General features: G+C 39.3%; 14 protein-coding genes and 1 rRNA gene. 7 read left to right on the top strand and 8 right to left on the bottom strand.

Going from position 1 to position 19,629, the window contains the following annotated elements; translation table 11 throughout:
* Positions 1-30: 30 nt before the first annotated feature.
* Positions 31-486, top strand: coding sequence for a class Ib ribonucleoside-diphosphate reductase assembly flavoprotein NrdI (nrdI, locus tag ACOMA7_RS05790; RefSeq protein ID WP_301945674.1), 456 nt, complete (start codon positions 31-33; stop codon positions 484-486).
* 43 nt (positions 487-529) lie between these two features.
* Here nrdI and ACOMA7_RS05795 read toward each other — a convergent pair whose 3' ends face one another.
* Positions 530-1,705, bottom strand: coding sequence for an MFS transporter (locus ACOMA7_RS05795; protein WP_054607744.1), 1,176 nt, complete (start codon positions 1,703-1,705; stop codon positions 530-532).
* A gap of 240 nt (positions 1,706-1,945) precedes the next feature.
* Here ACOMA7_RS05795 and zwf point away from each other — a divergent pair, with 240 nt between their 5' ends.
* The 4 genes from zwf to ACOMA7_RS05815 all read left to right on the top strand — a co-directional run bounded on the left by zwf (position 1,946) and on the right by ACOMA7_RS05815 (position 7,981).
* Complete coding sequence (zwf, locus tag ACOMA7_RS05800; protein WP_053791307.1) at positions 1,946-3,427, top strand: glucose-6-phosphate dehydrogenase; 1,482 nt, start codon at positions 1,946-1,948, stop codon at positions 3,425-3,427.
* Between the two features lie 81 nt (positions 3,428-3,508).
* The gene (gene gndA, locus ACOMA7_RS05805; RefSeq protein WP_053791306.1) at positions 3,509-4,948 is read left to right on the top strand and encodes an NADP-dependent phosphogluconate dehydrogenase; all 1,440 of its coding nucleotides are present in this window, start codon (positions 3,509-3,511) and stop codon (positions 4,946-4,948) included.
* A 142-nt stretch (positions 4,949-5,090) separates the two neighbouring features.
* Positions 5,091-6,638, top strand: coding sequence for a multicopper oxidase family protein (locus ACOMA7_RS05810; protein ID WP_421392579.1), 1,548 nt, complete (start codon positions 5,091-5,093; stop codon positions 6,636-6,638).
* 797 nt (positions 6,639-7,435) lie between these two features.
* A complete protein-coding gene (locus ACOMA7_RS05815; protein ID WP_301945672.1) occupies positions 7,436-7,981 on the top strand; it encodes a hypothetical protein in 546 nt (181 codons plus the stop codon).
* Between the two features lie 38 nt (positions 7,982-8,019).
* Here the strand turns inward: ACOMA7_RS05815 and argF are convergent, their stop codons facing one another.
* From argF to argC, 5 genes are read right to left on the bottom strand one after another with little or no spacing between them, the layout of a single operon-like run.
* The gene (gene argF, locus ACOMA7_RS05820; RefSeq protein ID WP_421392583.1) at positions 8,020-9,039 is read right to left on the bottom strand and encodes an ornithine carbamoyltransferase; all 1,020 of its coding nucleotides are present in this window, start codon (positions 9,037-9,039) and stop codon (positions 8,020-8,022) included.
* Positions 9,033-10,181: an acetylornithine transaminase gene (locus ACOMA7_RS05825; protein ID WP_301945670.1), complete on the bottom strand. Its 1,149-nt coding sequence runs from the start codon at positions 10,179-10,181 to the stop codon at positions 9,033-9,035. Before ACOMA7_RS05825 ends, argF begins: the two co-directional genes overlap by 7 nt.
* Before the next feature lie 12 nt (positions 10,182-10,193).
* The gene (argB, locus tag ACOMA7_RS05830) at positions 10,194-10,919 is read right to left on the bottom strand and encodes an acetylglutamate kinase (protein ID WP_301945669.1); all 726 of its coding nucleotides are present in this window, start codon (positions 10,917-10,919) and stop codon (positions 10,194-10,196) included.
* 5 nt (positions 10,920-10,924) lie between these two features.
* Positions 10,925-12,115, bottom strand: coding sequence for a bifunctional glutamate N-acetyltransferase/amino-acid acetyltransferase ArgJ (gene argJ / locus ACOMA7_RS05835; protein WP_301945668.1), 1,191 nt, complete (start codon positions 12,113-12,115; stop codon positions 10,925-10,927).
* A 12-nt stretch (positions 12,116-12,127) separates the two neighbouring features.
* Positions 12,128-13,156, bottom strand: coding sequence for an N-acetyl-gamma-glutamyl-phosphate reductase (gene argC / locus ACOMA7_RS05840; protein ID WP_421392587.1), 1,029 nt, complete (start codon positions 13,154-13,156; stop codon positions 12,128-12,130).
* 604 nt (positions 13,157-13,760) lie between these two features.
* Between argC and ACOMA7_RS05845 the strand changes: the two genes are divergently transcribed.
* Positions 13,761-14,834 carry a carbamoyl phosphate synthase small subunit gene (locus ACOMA7_RS05845; RefSeq protein ID WP_054608421.1) on the top strand — a complete coding sequence of 358 codons (1,074 nt, stop codon included), beginning with the start codon at positions 13,761-13,763 and terminating at the stop codon, positions 14,832-14,834.
* Positions 14,827-17,886 (top strand): carbamoyl-phosphate synthase large subunit, encoded by a 3,060-nt coding sequence (gene carB / locus ACOMA7_RS05850; RefSeq protein WP_421392589.1) that lies wholly within the window; start codon positions 14,827-14,829, stop codon positions 17,884-17,886. The genes ACOMA7_RS05845 and carB overlap by 8 nt, the downstream gene beginning before the upstream one ends.
* 42 nt (positions 17,887-17,928) lie before the next feature.
* Here carB and ACOMA7_RS05855 read toward each other — a convergent pair whose 3' ends face one another.
* Positions 17,929-19,200, bottom strand: coding sequence for a cation:dicarboxylate symporter family transporter (locus ACOMA7_RS05855; RefSeq protein ID WP_054608420.1), 1,272 nt, complete (start codon positions 19,198-19,200; stop codon positions 17,929-17,931).
* Between the two features lie 306 nt (positions 19,201-19,506).
* Positions 19,507-19,623 (bottom strand): 5S ribosomal RNA (gene rrf / locus ACOMA7_RS05860).
* Positions 19,624-19,629 lie beyond the last annotated feature (6 nt).

Genomic DNA, 19,629 nt, shown 5'->3' on the forward strand with positions numbered 1-19,629 from the left:
TTTTATTTTGCCTTGAAAGGAAGCTAAACATTGAAACCAATTAGAATCCTATATATTTCAGTGGCTGGTAACACGCGTAACTTTGTGACCAACTTACAAGAATATGCTAAAAACGTACATAATGACGACGAAAATAACCCATTAATTGAGTTAGAGGAAATCACCGATCAATCAGACTTTGCTGATGAAACCGGCAATTTCTTCGCATTCGTGCCAACATATTTAGATGGCGGCAACGGCATTGATAACGGCGTCAAAGAAATGATGACCAACACTTTAGGCGAATACATCGACTACAACGACAACGCTAAATACTGTATTGGGGTTATCGGTTCAGGTAACAAGAACTTCAACGAACAATACTGTTTAACTGCCAAACGTTACGCTAAACAATTTGATGCACCATTTGTGACCGACTTCGAACTTCGTGGAACTGATCGAGACGTGGTCAGAGTCTATGATGAATTAAAAAAATACGATAAATAAAAAGGATTCGTTTCATATCGAAACGAACCCTTTTTTGTTTTTATTATTCTGTTTTACGACTGATAATCATAACCGCGAATAATGCGACTAACATTAAAACGGTAACGAAGATGAACAATGGATTGTAGCCAAAGCCTTCAACAAATAATCCTGCGAATAGTGGACTAATTGCACGTCCGGCTGACATCAACGCATTGAACATCCCTTGGTACTTACCCTTTTCCGACTTGGTCGATAGTTGATCAATCCAAGCTGGTACATCAGGTAGGCCCAGCATTTCACCAAATGTTAGGAAAATCATGATGGCTAAAAAGACTGGGAATGTCTTTGCGTAAACTAGGAAGTAAAACGAAATTGCGAAGATAAATACTCCCAAGAAAACTTGGTGATTTAAATGAATTTTTAGTCGTTTACTTACGTAATTTAATATAGGTTGTCCAAATACAATCATCAGACCATTAACAGTCCAAAGCATTGAGTATGCTTCAAACGGAATCCCCATTTTAACCATGTGGACCGACATAACACTTTCCCACAATGTATAACTCAAGTAGACGGTAAATACCATGATACAAATTGGGTAGATTAGTCGAACGTTGGACTTTAAAATACCCTCTTTTTCTTCCTTGATTTCTTCTTTTGGAATGCTGTTATCGTAGTCTGAAAAGTCGATGTTAAAGTATACAAAAGTAAGTAACCATAGCAAGATGTAAAATACCGCTGCGGTCATAAAGACAATGGCGACACCATATTTTAGTAGGTATCCAACCATCGCAGTTCCGATTACCACCCCGATGTTTAATCCGACATATAGGATGTTGAATACCGTTCTGGTGTCCTTACTCTTAACGTTGGTAGCATATGAGTTTAGAAGTGTAAGGTTAATCCCGTCTCCAAACCCTAAAACTACCATTAGAATCGCAAAGGTAGGCCATCCATGAAAGAAAATTAGTGCTAAAATGGCGGCCGTCGAGACGGTAATACCAATCAAGGCCGCTTTATATGCTGACCAATGATCAAATAGATAACCCCCGATGTAATTACCAATAATGGTAAAACCGGAAATAAATAGCAGAGATACCCCCGACACTAGTAGTGACTTATGTAAATAGTCATCAATGTACATCGTTACTAGTGGCCACATGAATGCGGCACCGGAATTTAACAATAGTGAATAGAAAAATACTAAACGAAGTCCTAATTCTGTTCTTTTCTTCATGAATCCTCCCCCTTATTCAAATGTTCTAACAACAATTATAATTCATTTGAGAGCATAATATCCATTAAGAGATGTTTAAATTATTAAATTTTAGTAAAGCGTTTACATTTCTTTTGTGCTATGGATTAAAAACACTTTTTTAATTTAGCATGGTGTTATATAATAACCTTGTATTATTAACCGAAAATGAAAGATATTTCATTTGATTCGTTAAAATTTTTCTATAAGGAGTGACGGTAATTGGCAACAGCAACTCGTGCCTTGTTCATGCTTTTTGGTGCAACAGGTGACCTAGCTAAACGTAAATTATATCCATCTATTTTTAACCTATACAAAAAAGGTTACGTAGATAACGATCACTTTGCATTAATCGGTACTGGTCGTCGTGAATGGAGCGACGAAAAGTTCCGCGAAGTAATCTTGGACTCTGTAAGTGCCAACGCTGACAGCGAAGAACAAGCAAAAGCTTTCGCTAGTCATTTTTACTACATGTCACACGACGTAACTAATCCAGAACATTACGACGCATTAAGTGACTATGCAAACAAGTTAGACCAACAATATGATATTGAAGGAAATCGTATCTTCTACATTTCCATGGCTCCTAACTTCTTTGGAACTGTAGCTAAAAACTTAAAAGCCCACAACTGTTTATCAGACAATGGCGGTTTCAACCGTTTAATTATCGAAAAACCATTCGGACGTGACTACGACACAGCTGAAGAATTGAACAATGCTTTGGCTAAATCATTTAACGAAAACCAAGTTTACAGAATTGATCATTACTTGGGTAAAGAAATGGTTCAAAACATTATTGCATTACGTTTTGGTAACCCATTAATCGAAGGTATTTGGAACAACAAGTACATTGACAACATTCAAGTAACCCTTGCTGAAAAGCTAGGTGTTGAAGAACGTGCCGGATACTATGATGGTTCAGGTGCCCTACGTGATATGGTACAAAACCACACTATGCAAATGCTTACTATCCTTGCAATGGAAGACCCTATTTCATTCAAGGACGTAGACATCCGCAGAGAAAAGATTCGTGCACTAAGAAGCATGCATGTTTACACTGAAGACGAAGCTCGTCAAAACTTCGTTCGTGGACAATATGGTGCAAACGGTGACCAAAGAGATTACCGTCACGAAGACAACGTTCCTAACGATTCAATTACCGAAACTTACGTTGCCGGTAAAGTATTGTTCGAAAACAAACGTTGGAAGAACGTTCCTTTCTACATCAGAACTGGTAAGATGCTAACCGACAAGTTTACTAGAATCGATGTTGTATTCAAGAAACCTCTAGTAGACATCTTTGCTTCTGCTAAGGGAACTGAAAGCGAATTAAACAACAACGTGCTTACTTTATTCGTAGACCCTGTTAACAAGATCATCCTACGTCTAAACGGAAAGCAAGCTGGTCAAGGTATGGAAATGCAACCACTAGACTTAACTCACACTCAAAGTGACGAAGAAAAGGCTGCTACTCCAGAACCATACGAACGTTTAATTCACGATGCTATCTTGGGTAACGCTACTAACTTTGCCAGTTGGGACGAAGTAAGTCGTGCTTGGGAATTCGCCGATGTTATCAGACATGTTTGGGATACTGACAAACCAGACTTCCCTAACTACACACCAGGTTCAATGGGACCTGATGCTGCCGACGAATTACTAGCTCGTGATGGCAGAGCTTGGGTTTTTAACTCAAAAAAATAATTTATATGACATTTAATCATTAAAATGTTAAAATCTAAGTGTATATTTATACACAATTTTCTTTAAAAAGGAAGGTTTATAATGGCTGACTCAAAAGCAAACATTGGTGTTGTTGGAATGGCTGTTATGGGTAAGAACTTAGCCCTTAACATTGAAAGCCGCGGCTTCACTGTAGGTATTTTTAACCGTTCAGCTTCAAAGACTGAAGCGGTAATGAAGGATCACGCAGACAAGAACTTGGTACCAAGTTACTCTGTTGAAGATTTTGTTAACTCACTAGAAACTCCACGTCGTATCGTTATGATGGTTAAGGCTGGTAAGCCAACTGACGCAACTATCGACTCACTATTACCTTTATTAGACAAGGGTGATATCTTAATCGATGGTGGTAACACTAACTTCCATAACACAATCGAAAGAAACGCTAGACTAGATGCATCTGGTATCAACTTTATTGGTATGGGTGTTTCTGGTGGTGAACTAGGTGCTTTACACGGTCCATCACTAATGCCTGGTGGTCAAGAAGAAGCATACAAGCTAGTTGAACCTGTTTTAACTCAAATCGCTGCTAAGGCTAGCGATGGTAAGCCATGTGTTGCTTACATCGGACCTAACGGTGCAGGTCACTACGTAAAGATGGTTCACAACGGTATTGAATACGGTGATGAACAATTAATCGACGAAAGTTACGACATTCTTCGTAACGGTGCCGGTATCGACATTGACGAATTAGCTGATATCTTCAAGGAATGGAACAAGGGTGAACTAAACAGTTACCTAATCGAAATTACTGCTGATATCTTAACTAGAAAAGACGATTTAGGTGCTGACAAGAGCAAGCCTATCGTTGACATGATCTTAGACCGTGGTGCTAACAAGGGTACTGGTAAGTGGTCATCAGAAGATGCCATGGAAGTTGGTACTGACCAATCAGTTATCACTGAATCAGTTTACGCTCGTTTCATCTCAATGCTAAAAGACGAACGTCTTGCAGCAGCTAAGGTATTAAACGGTCCTAAGGCTTCAGACATCATCAACGATGACGAAAAGAAGGACTTAGTAGAACGTGTACGTAAGGCTCTATACTTCGGTAAGATTATGAGTTACGCTCAAGGTTTCGAACAACTACGTTTCGCTTCAGAACAATATGACTGGAACTTGAAGTTCGGTGAACTAGCTCAAATCTGGCGTGAAGGATGCATTATTCGTGCCCAATTCCTACAAAACATTACTGACGCTTTCGAAAAGGATGAAAACCTAACTAACCTATTGTTAGATCCATACTTCTCAGAAATCGCTAACAAGTACCAACAAGATGCTCGTGATGTTGTTGCTCTTGCAACTAAGGCTGGTATTCCAGTTCCATCACTTTCAGCAGCTGTTAACTACTACGATTCATACCGTGCTGAAGTATTACCTGCTAACTTACTACAAGCACAACGTGACTACTTCGGTGCTCACACTTATGAACGTACTGACCGTGAAGGTAACTTCCATTACCCATGGTACACTGAACAATAATATAATTATTGATCACAATAAAAAGAGACGATTAAATCGTCTCTTTTTTAATACATACTAGTTTATAATGGTTATTAATTGCAAATGGATATAAACTAGAATATACTATAACCAATCTTGAAAAAAGAGAGGTTATTTTTTTATGTCTACCGAAAAAGTCTACAAGGATTATTTCTTTTATGAACCCGCTTTTAACACCCACGATGGTGGTTACATTCCTTTGGAAGAACCTAACGTGGAACAACAAAAGTTAAAGGTTCCAGAATTACTTACCCCTGACAAAGAGACCGATACCGACATGTACTACACAGTTACCTCACAAGCTGGTGAAGCACAAATCATGCCCGGTCAAGCCACTAAGACATGGGGATACAATCAATCATTACTAGGTAAGACCATTTTATTCAAACGTGGTAAGAACATTCACGTCACTGTTAAGAACGAATTACCTGAATTAACTACCTATCACTGGCACGGTTTAAATGTTCCCGGTGATATCGATGGTGGTTGTCACACCCCTGTCTACCCAGGTGAAAGTAAGGTTTTAAACTTCAAGTGTGATCAACCCGCAGCCACCCTTTGGTTGCATGCTCATCCATGCCCATCAACCGCCGAACAAGTTTGGCACGGCCTAGCTACCGCTGTTGTCGTCAAGGATGAACATGAAGCAACCCTACCAATTCCACGTAATTACGGTGTCGACGATATTCCCGTTATCTTACAAGATCGTCGTTTCCATGAAGACAATCAATGGGATTACAAGGCTGATTATGACCCAGATGGCGTTCAAGGTCCTACCGCAATGATTAACGGAACTGTTAACCCATACTTTGACGTCACCACCCAAAAGGTTCGTCTTCGTCTATTAGATGGTGCCAACCGTCGCGAATGGCGTTTACACTTCTCAGACGACCTTGAATTCACCCAAATCGCAGGTGACGGTAGCCTCTTAACCCACCCTGTTAAGTTTACCCACCTAATGATTACCTGTGCCGAAAGACAAGAAATTGTCGTTGATTTCGGTCAATACAAACCGGGAGATGAAGTTGTCCTATATTCTGACGATGTCCCCATCATGCATTTTAGAATCCATGAATTCGCAGAAGATAACAGAGTTATTCCCGACACCCTATTTGAAATGAACACACCCAAAGTTACTGAGAACACACCCGTCCGAAAAGTCGTTATGTCCGGTATGGATGAAGAAGTTGCCCTAGATGGCAAGAAGTTTGATATGGAAAGAATCGATGCCAAACAAACCATGGGTAACTGCGAAATCTGGGAAGTTACCAACACCAACGACTGTGAAAACGGAATGGTTCATCCATTCCACATGCATGGTTGCCAATTTGAAGTATTGGACAGAGATGGCCATGCTCCATACCCTAATGAAACCGGTCTAAAGGACACCATCGGCGTTAACCCTGACGAAACAGTTCGCTTCAAAGCATGGTTTGACCACCCCGGCGTCTTCATGTATCACTGCCACATCATCGAACACGAAGATGGCGGTATGATGGCCCAAATCCAAGTCGATGACCCAAGCCACCCACAAGAATTCCACCTAACCAAGATGGATGACTTGATGAAGGCGTTTGCTGAAGAACGCGGCGTTGCCGTCGAAGACCTCGACTTGAGTGGTATGTCTTGTTACGACCACATGGAAAATATGGATCACTGTAATATGTAAAAAAAGAACCTAATCATTGATATGATTAGGTTCTTTTGGCATTTTGATTAGATGATGAAAAATATTTATATCAATTTATAAGTGAAATGTTGTCAAAATATAAGAATTGGTGTAAAATAAACATTGTAATAAAACTAGTAAAAAGGAGTGAACAACATATGACTGAATTAACTTTTGATCCAGGAGCGTCGAAAGATCATTCTATCAAGGGAAAATTGATGTCAGAAGTTGTTTCAATTCTAAACAAATAGAATTGAGATGACCTTTGACAGTTAATTTTCCCGAATCAACATAATCAATATAGATTATTTAGATGGAGAATTAACTGTTGTTGGTTATCTCAGTATCCTTTAGCTGCATGCTTAACGGTGAAACGTTAATTAACAGTGAAATGTTAGCAGCTAATAACAGTAATTTAAAATTAAATATTAATAATTGCTTGATGATGCTTCACCTTCTAGGGAACTAGTTGGGGAGGTATGGACAACAGTTTATACTACTACTAAATTTTACTAACAGATAAACTGAGTAATTATGAGATTACACAAAAATCTTCGTTGAGTCCGCGGGGACGTGGGTTTACGCCAAAGTAATTGCTACTTATCTGTTATCAATATTAATTATAAAAGAGACAACTTTGTAGGTTGTCTCTTTTCTTGTGTTAAACACGAGTAAAAAAGACCGGATCAAATTGATCCGGTCTTTTTATTTTGTTCAACAATCATAAATAACCGTTGTTTTTATATTATCATTAGTATATATTAATAATTGATTACATAATGATTAGGGGGATTATAATGAAAATTAATTATAGATCAAAATTTTTAGCTATTATTTTTGCAATTACATTATTTGTTTGCGCTGGATTTGCTGCCAGTCATGAACATACAGCCTTTGCTAAGTCTCACAAACAATCAACAAAGACTTACAAATGGCACGTTGGTGTTCCAAAGAATCTTCAAGGTAAATCATATTACACTACTTCTAAACCATACACATTTTATAATAGGATGTGGTTTGTATATTTTGGAAAGAAAAACATTTACTTTGGCGAACTATCCCACGGAAAAATTAACTTTAAAAAAAATATAGCAAGCTATTTAACTGGTAATGACTTTTATGATGAGGTAGAGTATCGCCAATCTGGAAAAAATTATTACTTAAGAGCTCATAAAAAAGGCTTTACATTAACAAATGGAACCACTATGAAGAACTATAAAACCATCGGTGAAAAGAAAGTTATCATTAATAATAAAATCGTTCTAACTGAAAATAAAGCTAATGCTAACAAATTTCTAAAGAGTATCGATTGGTTCCAACATGATTTGAAATCATATAAATAACAAAAAAAGACCGGATCATATTGATTCGGTCTTTTTATTTATGCTTTTGGAATAAACAAGTTACCTAAGGTTACAGCGACAATTGCTTTAATCGAATGCATACGATTTTCGGCCTCTGTGAACTGCCAAGCATATTTACTATTAAATACCTCATCACTAACCTCTAATGCGGTTAAGCCGTATTTTTCTTCAATATACTGTCCTTTTGTGGTCTTGTTGTCATGAAAAGATGGTAGACAATGCATAAAGATGATTTCGTCATCTTTCATCCCTGTCTTTTCGATCATTTCCATATTAACTTGATATGGTTTTAATAATTGAATTCTTTCATCCCAATTATCTTCACCCATGGATACCCAAACATCCGTATATAATACATTGGAATCTTTAACCCCGGAATCGACATCGTCGGTGATTAGGACTTCAGCGCCAGATTGTTGAGCGTATTTTTGCGCTAGTTCTTGGTTTTCCTTGGATGGGAATAATGATTTTGGTGCAACGATGTGTACATTTACGCCAAGCAAAGCTGCGGTGATTAATAGTGAGTTGGCCATGTTGTTTCTACCATCACCAACATAGGTTAATGTAAGGCCTTCTAGCTTGCCAAACTTTTCCTTCATGGTCATGAAGTCGGCCAACATTTGGGTTGGATGACTGTCATCGGTTAGCCCGTTCCAAACCGGAACACCACTGTATTTTGATAGTGTTTCAACGTCTTGTTGTTTGAATCCACGAAATTCGATTCCGTCATACATTGATCCTAAGACCTTGGCGGTGTCTGAAACTGATTCTTCGTCACCGAAGTGAATGTCGTTTGTACCAAGGTATTCGGAATGTCCACCCAAGTCGTTGATGGCAATCACAAATGATGAACGAGTTCTGGTTGATGGTTTTTCAAATAATAAGGCAATGTTCTTACCGGCTAAAAATTCGTGTTTAATGTTATTTTTCTTTAAGTATTTTAAATGAATTGCGAAATCGATTAGGTAGTTAATTTCATCGGCGGAAAAATCGTCGATATTTAGTAAACTTCTACCGTAAAAAATATTATTTAACATGCTGCCACTTCCTTTTCTAAAACGTTTTTGATTTGTTGAACTCCCCATTCTAGAGCCTTTTTATCCATGATTAATGGTGGTAGTAAACGCAATGTGTTGGCACGAGCTGAGATTGTTAGCATCCCAATTTCTTGTAATTGTTTAATCACATCTGCGACGTCGATTGAATTGGCTAAGTGAATGCCGACCATGAATCCACGACCGGAAACTTTTTCGACATTTTTAAGTGGTAGTAATTGCGTATTTAGTTCTTGGAATAAATATTCACCCTTTAGTTTGACTTCATTCAAAAATTCGGGTGTCATTTGATTTAAAACGGCATTGGCAGCGGCCATAACGACCTTATTGCCACCAAATGTATTGCCGTGAGTGCCTGGGCCAAATGCTGATGCTAATCCCTTTTTCGCTAGCATTGCACCAACCGGTAAACCATTGCCTAAGCCTTTTGCACAGGTGATGATATCTGGGTTCAATCCAGCGTATTCAAAGGCAAACTTGTATCCGGTACGGCCCATCCCCGCTTGGACCTCGTCGACAATTAATAAGGTGTTAGTTTCATGACACTTAACTTCGACCTTCTTTAGCCATTCGGTGTTTCCGACGTTAACACCACCTTCTCCTTGAATCGCTTCTAGGATGACTGCGGCACAATCATCATCGATGAAATCTAGTGCCTTATCGTCGTTGTATTCGGCAAATTCACTGCCGGGAACTAAAGGCGTAAAACCACTTTGGATGGCTTCGTATCCGGTCAATGATAGTGATCCATAGGTACGACCGTGGAAGCCATAGTTAAATGCGAGTACCTTTTTCTTGTGAGTGTACTTACGTGCAATCTTAAACGCTGCTTCATTGGCTTCGGTACCTGAATTACATAAGAATGCTAGGTAGCCTTCTGGACAAAGCTTGCCAGCGACTTGGTCTTGCATCGAATTAATGTATAGGTTGGAAGTGTGCCAAATGTGGTTTAGTTGTTCACCCACAGCAGTTTTAACCTGTTCATTACTGTATCCTAAGTTGCAGACACCAATTCCACTGGTGAAGTCGACATACTCCTTGCCGTTGGCATCGATGATATGCCAGTCGTGTCCGTCAATTGGTTCGATATCAAAATATTTATAAGTTGGTAATACGTTTTCCATTCCTGTCATCCCCTAATCAATAATTGTTGTTCCGTGTTCTTCTAAGTTATTAGTAATTGTGACGTTTTCGACACCGTGATCAATCGCATCTAAGGCTGCTTTTACCTTTGGAATCATCCCACTGACAATGTAGTGTTCCTTGATTAATTCGATTGCTTGTTTGTGGGTCAACTCTTCTAGCATTTCGTCTTCGACCTTCACTCCGCAGACGTCGGTTAATAGGACTAGTTCATCAGCATGCAATAATGAGGCCATTTCACTGGCTGCAATGTCTGCGTTGACGTTTAGTTTGTCAGTATCATTTTTATAAACGATTGAAGACATCAAACCAACCGAGTTGTCAGTCATCTTGTTAATCCAATTGGTATCGACCTGACTAATGGTGCCAACCTCACCGTACTTTTCGTGGTCTAGGTAATCGCCTTTGACAAACGAGTATCCGTAGCTATTGAGGTTATGGGTTTCAATGCCATGATCCATTAGTTTCTTGCCAAGTTGTTCTTGAATGACATCGTTTAACAACAAGTCCGAAATCTTCATCATTTCAAGATTTGTGACTCTGATACCATCGATTTTTTTGACCGGTTCACCGACAAACTCACCACATTTTGAGATGATGTTGCCACCACCATGGACGATGATGATGTGCTCACCATCATCTTGTTTTTCGGCAACGTATTCGAAGAAAGCTTCTGGTAAGTGATTAATCATATTTCCGCCAATTTTTAAAATAATCATATTAATCACCCCTCGTAAGCCGCATTAATCTCAACGTACTTGTAGGTCAAGTCGCAGCCCCAAGCAGTTCCACTGGCATTACCAACATTTAAGTCGACATCGATGATGATGTTTTCATCGGTAAATAGTGACTTTAGTTCTTCATCAGTGAACGAGACCGGAACACTGTTAGTGACAATTTCGGTGCCGTTTAAAGTAATTGCGACATGGTTTGGATCGACGTGGGCATGAGTTTGACCGATGGCTTGAACGATTCTGCCCCAGTTGGCTTCCTTACCAAAAATCATGGATTTTACCAAGTTAGAACCAACGATTGCCTTTGATACTAGGTTGGCTTCTTGTTTGTCGAATGCATTATTAACGTTAACTTCCACGAAGTTATTAGCACCTTCACCATCTTGGGCGACCTTTTTCGCAAGTGTGGTTAGTACATATTTGAAACCTTTAGCAAACTCGATATATTCATCGCTATCCGGAACTAGTTGGTCGTTTTGAGCAGCACCGTTGGCCATCGCTAAGACCATATCGTTAGTGGACATGCAGCCATCAACAGTGATTTGGTTAAAGGTTGAAACGATGTCTTCGCTCAATAGTTTTTGTAAATTATCCCCCGCAATGTTGGCATCGGTAACGATGAAACTAAGTGTGGTCCCCATGTTTGGATGAATCATCCCTGATCCCTTTGAAAAACCGGTAATGGTAACTGGTTTGTCATTTAGGGTCAATTCAACACATACCTTCTTAGAACAGGTATCAGTAGTGATAATTGCTTCCGGTGCGTCGATATCATCGGTGCTTAGTTCTAGATGATCGACACCGTTTTGGTATGTATTCATATCTAGTTGTTTACCGATAATTCCGGTTGAAGCAACACCAATTAAGGTATCGTCTAGGTGTAATTTATCGGCAACTAATTGTTTGGAATTGTAGACATTTTGAATGCCTTCATCGCCAGTAAATGAGTTGGCGTTACCAGAGTTAACAATGATTGCTTGTAGTTGATGGTTTAATTCAATAGTTTTCTTGGTGACTTGAACGGGTGCTGCCTTGAATTGGTTGGTAGTGTAAACCCCTGCGGCAGCAGCGGGTGTGTCTGATACTACCCAGCACATGTCTAGTTGTTCATCTGGTTTGAATCCCGCATGAGTTGATCCTGATTTAATATTTAGTGGCCATTTAAAATCGATTGTTTTCATAATTAGTTCCTCCTAAGGTAATACGTGCATTAGTTCTAATCCGTCAGTTTCTTCAAAATCAAATAGGTGGTTGAAGTTTTGAATTGCTTGTCCAGCCGCGCCCTTAATCATGTTGTCGATGACGCTGACAATCATTAAAGAGTTATTGCTGGAATTAAAAGAAAGCCCAACATGACAATCGTTTGTACCGACTACGCTCTTGATAGTTGGTAGCTCATCCATTGATACGTGAACAAATTTACTGTTCGCATATAATGAATCGAATGCATGTTGGACTTTATCCATTTCAATATTTGATTTTAGTTTCATAAACATAGTGCACATAATTCCCTTGTTCAAAGGAACCAAGGTGGTCATGAATTCAATGTTTTGAACGTTTTTATTCCAAACTTGTAACTTTTGGACGATTTCTGGAATATGTTTGTGTTCGTGGGGTTTATATACTTGTAGGTTTTCATTAGCCATGACAAAATGACTGGAATCACTAAGTGACTTTCCAGCTCCTGATAAACCTGACTTCGCATCAATCACAATGCTATCTAAATCGATCAAATCTTCTTTGACTACCGGTGCCAACCCTAATAGCACAGCGGTAGCATAACATCCTGGGTTTGCGATGTACTTTGCACCCTCGCTGTCATCAATATCTGCTAAGCAGTATTGTGCCTTTTGTAAGTCTGAGAGTTCAGCGGGATCTTTTTGATACCACTTCACGTATTCATCAGGGTCTTTTAATCTGTAATCTCCTGATAAGTCAATGACCGGAAAACCGGCTTTGATAAAGGGTTTAGCCATCTTTGATGTCACACCAGCTGGAGTGGCAAAAAAGACCGCATCATTGTCTTTGATAATGGCATTTTCGTCATAAGGAAAGACTAAGTGTTGATCGTATGAAATTTCTTCATTAATTTGGTTTAACTGAGTTGGTTTGGACAAATTATGTCCGTATAAATTAATTTGATTTACTTGAGAATGTTTTTTTAATAATTCATATAAAGTTGATCCGGCGTATCCGGTAATTCCAATAATTGCGACTTGCATAATAGCGACAGTCCTTTCGATAAGTTCAATTTTTTAGACACTGCTCCTGTTGAAAAAACGTTGCTACGTCGCCTTTGGTTTAAGTTTTGTTTTGTCATGTTAATCACCCTTTTGTATTTTTTTGATGTCTCGGTAACATCTTGCAAATTACAATAGCACAACTTTTTATTTTTGCAAACTTATTTTTTAATTTTAATTTAATCTTGTTTTAATTTTTTAGTTATGTTAAATTGAGTTCAACGAAAACAAATAATTTTAAAAAGTGGTGAGTGTTATGAACAACAAATCAAATAATACACTAACTGAATACACTGCATTGAGGAGGACACGTATTGTGCCGTCCCCAACTTTTAGGCGCACTTTTTAATCAAACAATAAATTAGTCGAGGGACGGCAGAAATAAATTTTAAGTTATGCTGAAATTTATCTGCGGGTCCCTTTTTTAATCCGAATATGAATAACTGGATACTTTTCGCATAATTTAAAATAAGTTGCATTCTACTGTCGATCGACTTATTTATGGATATGGGCAAATGTATTCAGGACGTAAGGTTGATCACATAGTTGGTCAGCCTTTTTTATTTACCAAAATTTGGAGGTAATTATTATGAAAACGTATTTAGTATTAAGTAACGGCTCAATTTATCAGGGATATTCAAAATTAAAACCTACAACTACTGCCGGTGAGGTAGTATTTAGCACCGGTATGACTGGTTATCAAGAAACCATCACGGATCCAAGCTACTATGGACAAATCATGGTCTTTACATACCCGCTTATCGGAAACTACGGCATCAACTTTGAGGATAACGAAAAGGATACACCTTGTGTTTCCGGCATCATCGCATATGACATTGCGGAACACCCTAGCAACTACCGTAGCAAGATGTCGCTTTATCAATATGCCGAAAAGTTCAACATCCCCATGATTGAAGGCATCGATACACGTGAATTAACCAAGGAACTTCGTCACGACGGCTGCATCAAAGGCGTTATCACCGACAACCCAAACGATGAAGCGGTCCAAAATCTTTTGAACAAACCGGTATCGTTTGCCAACCATGCAACAAAAGAAACAACACATATTAAGGGTGATGGCCTAAAGGTAGCCGTTATCGATTATGGAATTAAGAACTCCATCGTTTCTGAATTGGTTAACTTTAATGCCGACGTTCATATCTTTCCCGCCGATGTGTCAGCTCAAGAAATTGAAGACATCAATCCAGACGGCATCGTCTTATCAAACGGTCCCGGCGATCCAGCTAACATGATTGATAAGATTGGTGTCATCCAAGAACTTCAAGAAGAATATCCAATCATGGGAATCTGTTTAGGTAATCAACTACTAGGATTAGCCAATGGCGCCAAGACATTCAAGATGAAGTTTGGCCACCGTGGTTTCAACCATGCCGTTAAGGACCTACAAACAAACAAGTGCTACTTCACATCTCAAAACCACGGATATGCACTCCTACCCGAATCAATTCCGGGTTCAAACGTCGACGTTCTATTCGAAGAAGTTAACGATCACACCGTCGAAGGAATCAAGGTCAAGGGTCATAACGCCTTTTCAGTTCAATTCCATCCGGATGCATCCCCTGGTCCACACGACGCACTATTTATATTCAATAAATTCTTCAACATGATTACCAAGAAGGAGGTTTTAACAAATGAGTAAAGACACCGACATCCATAAAATTTTAGTCATCGGTTCCGGACCGATTGTCATTGGTCAAGCGGCCGAATTTGACTACTCGGGTTCCCAAGCCTGTCTGTCATTAAAGGAAGAAGACTACGAAGTTGTCTTGGTGAACTCCAATCCGGCCACTATTATGACCGACAAGGATATCGCTGATGAAGTCTACATCGAACCCATTACCATCGATGCAATTGAAAAAATCATCGAAAAGGAATTACCGGAAGCCATCCTCCCTACTTTAGGTGGCCAAACTGGTTTGAACATGGCCAAAGACTTAGCCGACGCCGGCATCTTGAAAAAGTACGGCATCAAATTACTAGGTACCAAGCTACAATCCATCGAGGAAGCCGAAGACCGTGACCTCTTCAAACAATTGATGAATGATTTAGACGAACCGGTACCCGAATCAACAATCGCAAACAATCTAGAAGATGCCAAAAAGTTAGCCACAAAGATTGGCTATCCATTGGTGATTCGTCCCGCTTACACGCTAGGTGGGACCGGTGGTGGTTTCGTTCATAACGATGACGAACTAGAAACCATCGTCACCAACGGTTTAGAAATGTCACCAGTTACTCAAGTCTTGGTAGAAAAATCAATTGCCGGATACAAGGAAATCGAATTCGAAGTGATGCGCGACGCCAAGGACAATGCGTTAATCGTTTGTTCAATGGAAAACGTCGATCCAGTCGGTGTCCATACTGGTGATTCAATCGTTGTCTCACCTACGCAAACCCTATCCGATAAGGACTACCAAATGCTAAGAGATGCCGCATTAAAGATTATTCGTGCGCTAGATATCGAAGGTGGCGTGAACATTCAAATGGCCATCGACCAACACAGTGGTGACTACTTCATCATCGAAGTTAACCCCCGTGTCTCTCGTTCATCAGCATTAGCCTCCAAAGCAACCGGATATCCAATTGCTAAAATATCCGCCAAGATTGCGGTGGGTATGACGCTAGACGAAATCATCAATCCACTGACTGGGAAGTCACTTGCTGAATTCGAACCAGCACTGGATTACATCGTCACCAAGATTCCACGTTTGCCATTCGATAAGTTTACCGACATCGATAATTCACTTGGTACTCAAATGAAGGCAACTGGAGAAGTCATGGCTATCGGTAGAAACTTCGAAGCATCCCTATTAAAGGCGATTCGTTCTCTCGAAGATGGCAACCGTCATGACTTTACCAATAGTTCAAAAGACGAATTATTGGAAAGCATTAAAACTCCAACCAATCAACGTTTATTCCAAATCTTGGAACTACTTAGTCGTCATATCAGCGTTGAAGATATTCATGACCACACCCAAATCAATCAATTCTTCCTATATAAGATGCAACATATTATTGAAATTAAGGAAGAACTTAAAGATGATCAATCAGTCGATTCATTGAAAATAGCCAAACAACACGGCTTTTCAGATCAACAAATCGCATCCATCTGGAATTGCAACGAAGCAGATGTCTACAACACCAGAATGCAAAACAATATCGTTGCTGGTTTTAAAATGGTCGATACTTCTGCTGGTGAATTCGATTCAACCACCCCTTATTACTACAGCACATTCGGTCAATCCAACGAATCTAAGGTCAGCGATAAAAAATCAATTTTGATTGTGGGTTCAGGACCCATTAGAATTGGCCAAGGTGTGGAATTCGACTACGCCACCGTTCATTCCATCTTTGCTGTTAAGAAGGCTGGATACGAAGCTATCGTGATTAACTCCAATCCAGAAACCGTCTCGACCGACTTCTCAATCTCGGACAAGCTATACTTTGAACCACTAACCATCGAGGATGTCATGAATGTGATTAACCTGGAAAAACCAGCTGGTGTCATTCTCCAATTCGGTGGGCAAACCGCCATCAACTTATCAGAAGGATTATCCAAGCTAGGTGTCAATGTTTTAGGAACCACCGTTGAAGATATTAATATCAGTGAGGATCGTGAATTATTTAGCCACGCCATCACTAGTCTAAATATCAAACAACCGTACGGGACATCCGTCGAAAGTATCGAAGGAGCCCTTCAGGCCACCAAGGAAATGAACTACCCAGTGTTATTACGTCCTTCATACGTCATTGGTGGTAAGGCGATGAGAATCGTTCATAATGAAGAAGAATTACTGAACTACATGCAAACCGCGGTCAATGTATCGCATCAACACCCCGTTTTAATTGATTCCTACCTATATGGAACGGAAGCCGAGGTCGATATCATCTCAGATGGTGAAACGGTCATCATTCCTGGAATCATCGAACACGTTGAAAGTTCGGGTGTCCATTCCGGTGATTCAATGGCGATCTACCCACCCCAACACATCTCGTTTAACATTCAAAAACAAATTACCGACATCGCCATTAACTTAGCGAAGAAGTTGAAGACCATCGGTTTGATGAATATTCAATTCATCATTTCAGACAATCAGGTATATGTAATCGAGGTAAACCAAAGAGCTTCTAGAACGGTTCCATTCCTATCAAAGGTAACTGACGTGCCAATCGTTGATTTAGCTACCAATGCTATCATAGGGACTCCCTTAACATCATTTGGTTATGAAACTGGACTAATTACCTCATCCAGTTTTGTATCCGTTAAATCCCCGGTATTTAGTTTTAATAAACTCCCTGGTGCCGATGCTAACCTCAGTCCAGAAATGAAGTCGACTGGTGAAGTAATGGGTACCGCGATTGATTACGATTCAGCTTTAGCGAAGTCATTATCCGCAGCCGGAATCAATATCAAGGAGCACGGTAACATCTTGTTAAACCTCAGTCATCATGATGACGAACAAAACAAGCAGTTAATTGAAGGCTTATCTGCTTTTAGTTTTAACATTGTTGATATGAAAGCAAAAGATATTACCGAAGAAAACGTTGATTTAATCATCAACACAGCTGAAGATGATCATCTCAACAATATCGCAACCGCCTTTTCAATTCCGTTATTCACTTACATTGATACGGCCAAAGCATTTATCCAATCACTCAATTGTGACGATATAATGGTAGAAAAGATATAAAAAAAAGACCTAATCCAAATGGATTAGGTCTTTTAATTTTGTTTATTTATGAATTCCGATTGATTTTAGATATTTAGCTTCTTTTTCAGGATCGAATTCTTTTTCAGACTTACCAATAATCACAGTTGCCAGTGAGTTACCGATAACGTTAACTGCGGTTCTGGCCATATCAATGAAACGGTCAATTCCGGCAATAAATGTTAAACCAGAAACTGGGATACCAACAGTTGAAACGGTTGCTAATAGAACAACGAATGAAGCACCAGGAACACCGGCCATACCTTTTGAAGTAATCATTAGGGCAACTAGTAAAGTAAGTTGTTGACCAATGCTTAAGTGAATTCCGTAAGCTTGAGCTAGGAATAATGCAGCAAGTGATTGGTAAATTGCTGAACCATCAAGGTTAAATGTGTAACCAGTTGGGATTACGAATGAAACGATTGATGGGCTAACACCAAACTTAGTCATCTTGTCGATACTTCTAGGTAGCGCAGCTTCTGAACTTGCAGTTGAGAATGCTAATACAGCTTCTTCCTTAACAACCTTTAGAAGGTCAGTAATCTTGAAACCAAAGATTCTAGCAGCTAGTCCCATAACAACAAGTACGAATACCATCATTGTTAGGTAAGTTAATAAAACGAAGTAACTTAGTGGAGCTAAAGCAGAAACACCAAGTTCGGCTAGAGTAACACCGATTAATGCACAAACACCAATTGGAGATAACTTCATGATCCAACCAGTAATCTTGAACATTACTTGTGATACGGCGTTTAAGAAATCAACGATAACCTTACCCTTTTCACCAACTGCAGCAGTACCTAAACCAAAGAATACTGAGAATACGATAATTGGCATCATATCACCAGAAGCAATTGAGTTAAATACGTTGACCGGAATTAGGTTAATTAATGTACCCCAGATTCCAGTGTGGTTTGCAGTCTTTGCGGTGGTCATGTATTGGGTAATATCAGTAGCGTGTAATGAATGCACGTTAATGAAGTCACCAGGATGGAAAACATTACCAACAACTAAACCTAAAACGATGGCGATAGTAGTCATAATTTCGAAGTATAGAATGGTCTTTCCACCGATACGGCCTAACTTATGGATATCACCAATGTTGGCAATCCCAACAGTTAAACATGAAACAACGATTGGGACAACAATCATTTGAATCAAACGAATGAACATTGTACCAACACTTTGCATTGCAGTAATTGCGGTAGCGTTCTTGTAGAACACTAGACCTAGGATGATACCTAAAATTAAACCAATTAGGATTTGCCATCCTAGTGTTATCTTAAATTTCTTCATTACGAAGCCTCTCCTTAATATGTATTAATATAATTTTATCATAAATCACGAATAATATCCCCGGTTAATAATGAAAATGTACCTAAATAACAATAAAAGACAAACTATTTTATGTAGTTTTGCGATAGTAATTCAGATATTAACATTATGGTGCGCCCTTGGATTAACGAAATATCTTTATTTCCATTCAAATCCTGTAGTTAATCAAGTGTGATCAGCACACCTCTTTAATTTTATCATAAAAAGTAATGTATCGTTTTGAATGTACAAAAAAAGAGCTACCAAACGGTAACTCTTTTATAAATTGCGCGGCGACTTCCTACCCTTGCAGAGGGCGATCCCTCAACTACTATCGGCGTTTAGAAGCTTAACTTCTGTGTTCGGCATGGGAACAGGTGTATCCTTCTAGCTATCGCCACCACACTATTT

Source organism: Apilactobacillus intestinapis, assembly GCF_049166695.1.
Classification (GTDB): domain Bacteria; phylum Bacillota; class Bacilli; order Lactobacillales; family Lactobacillaceae; genus Apilactobacillus; species Apilactobacillus kunkeei_C.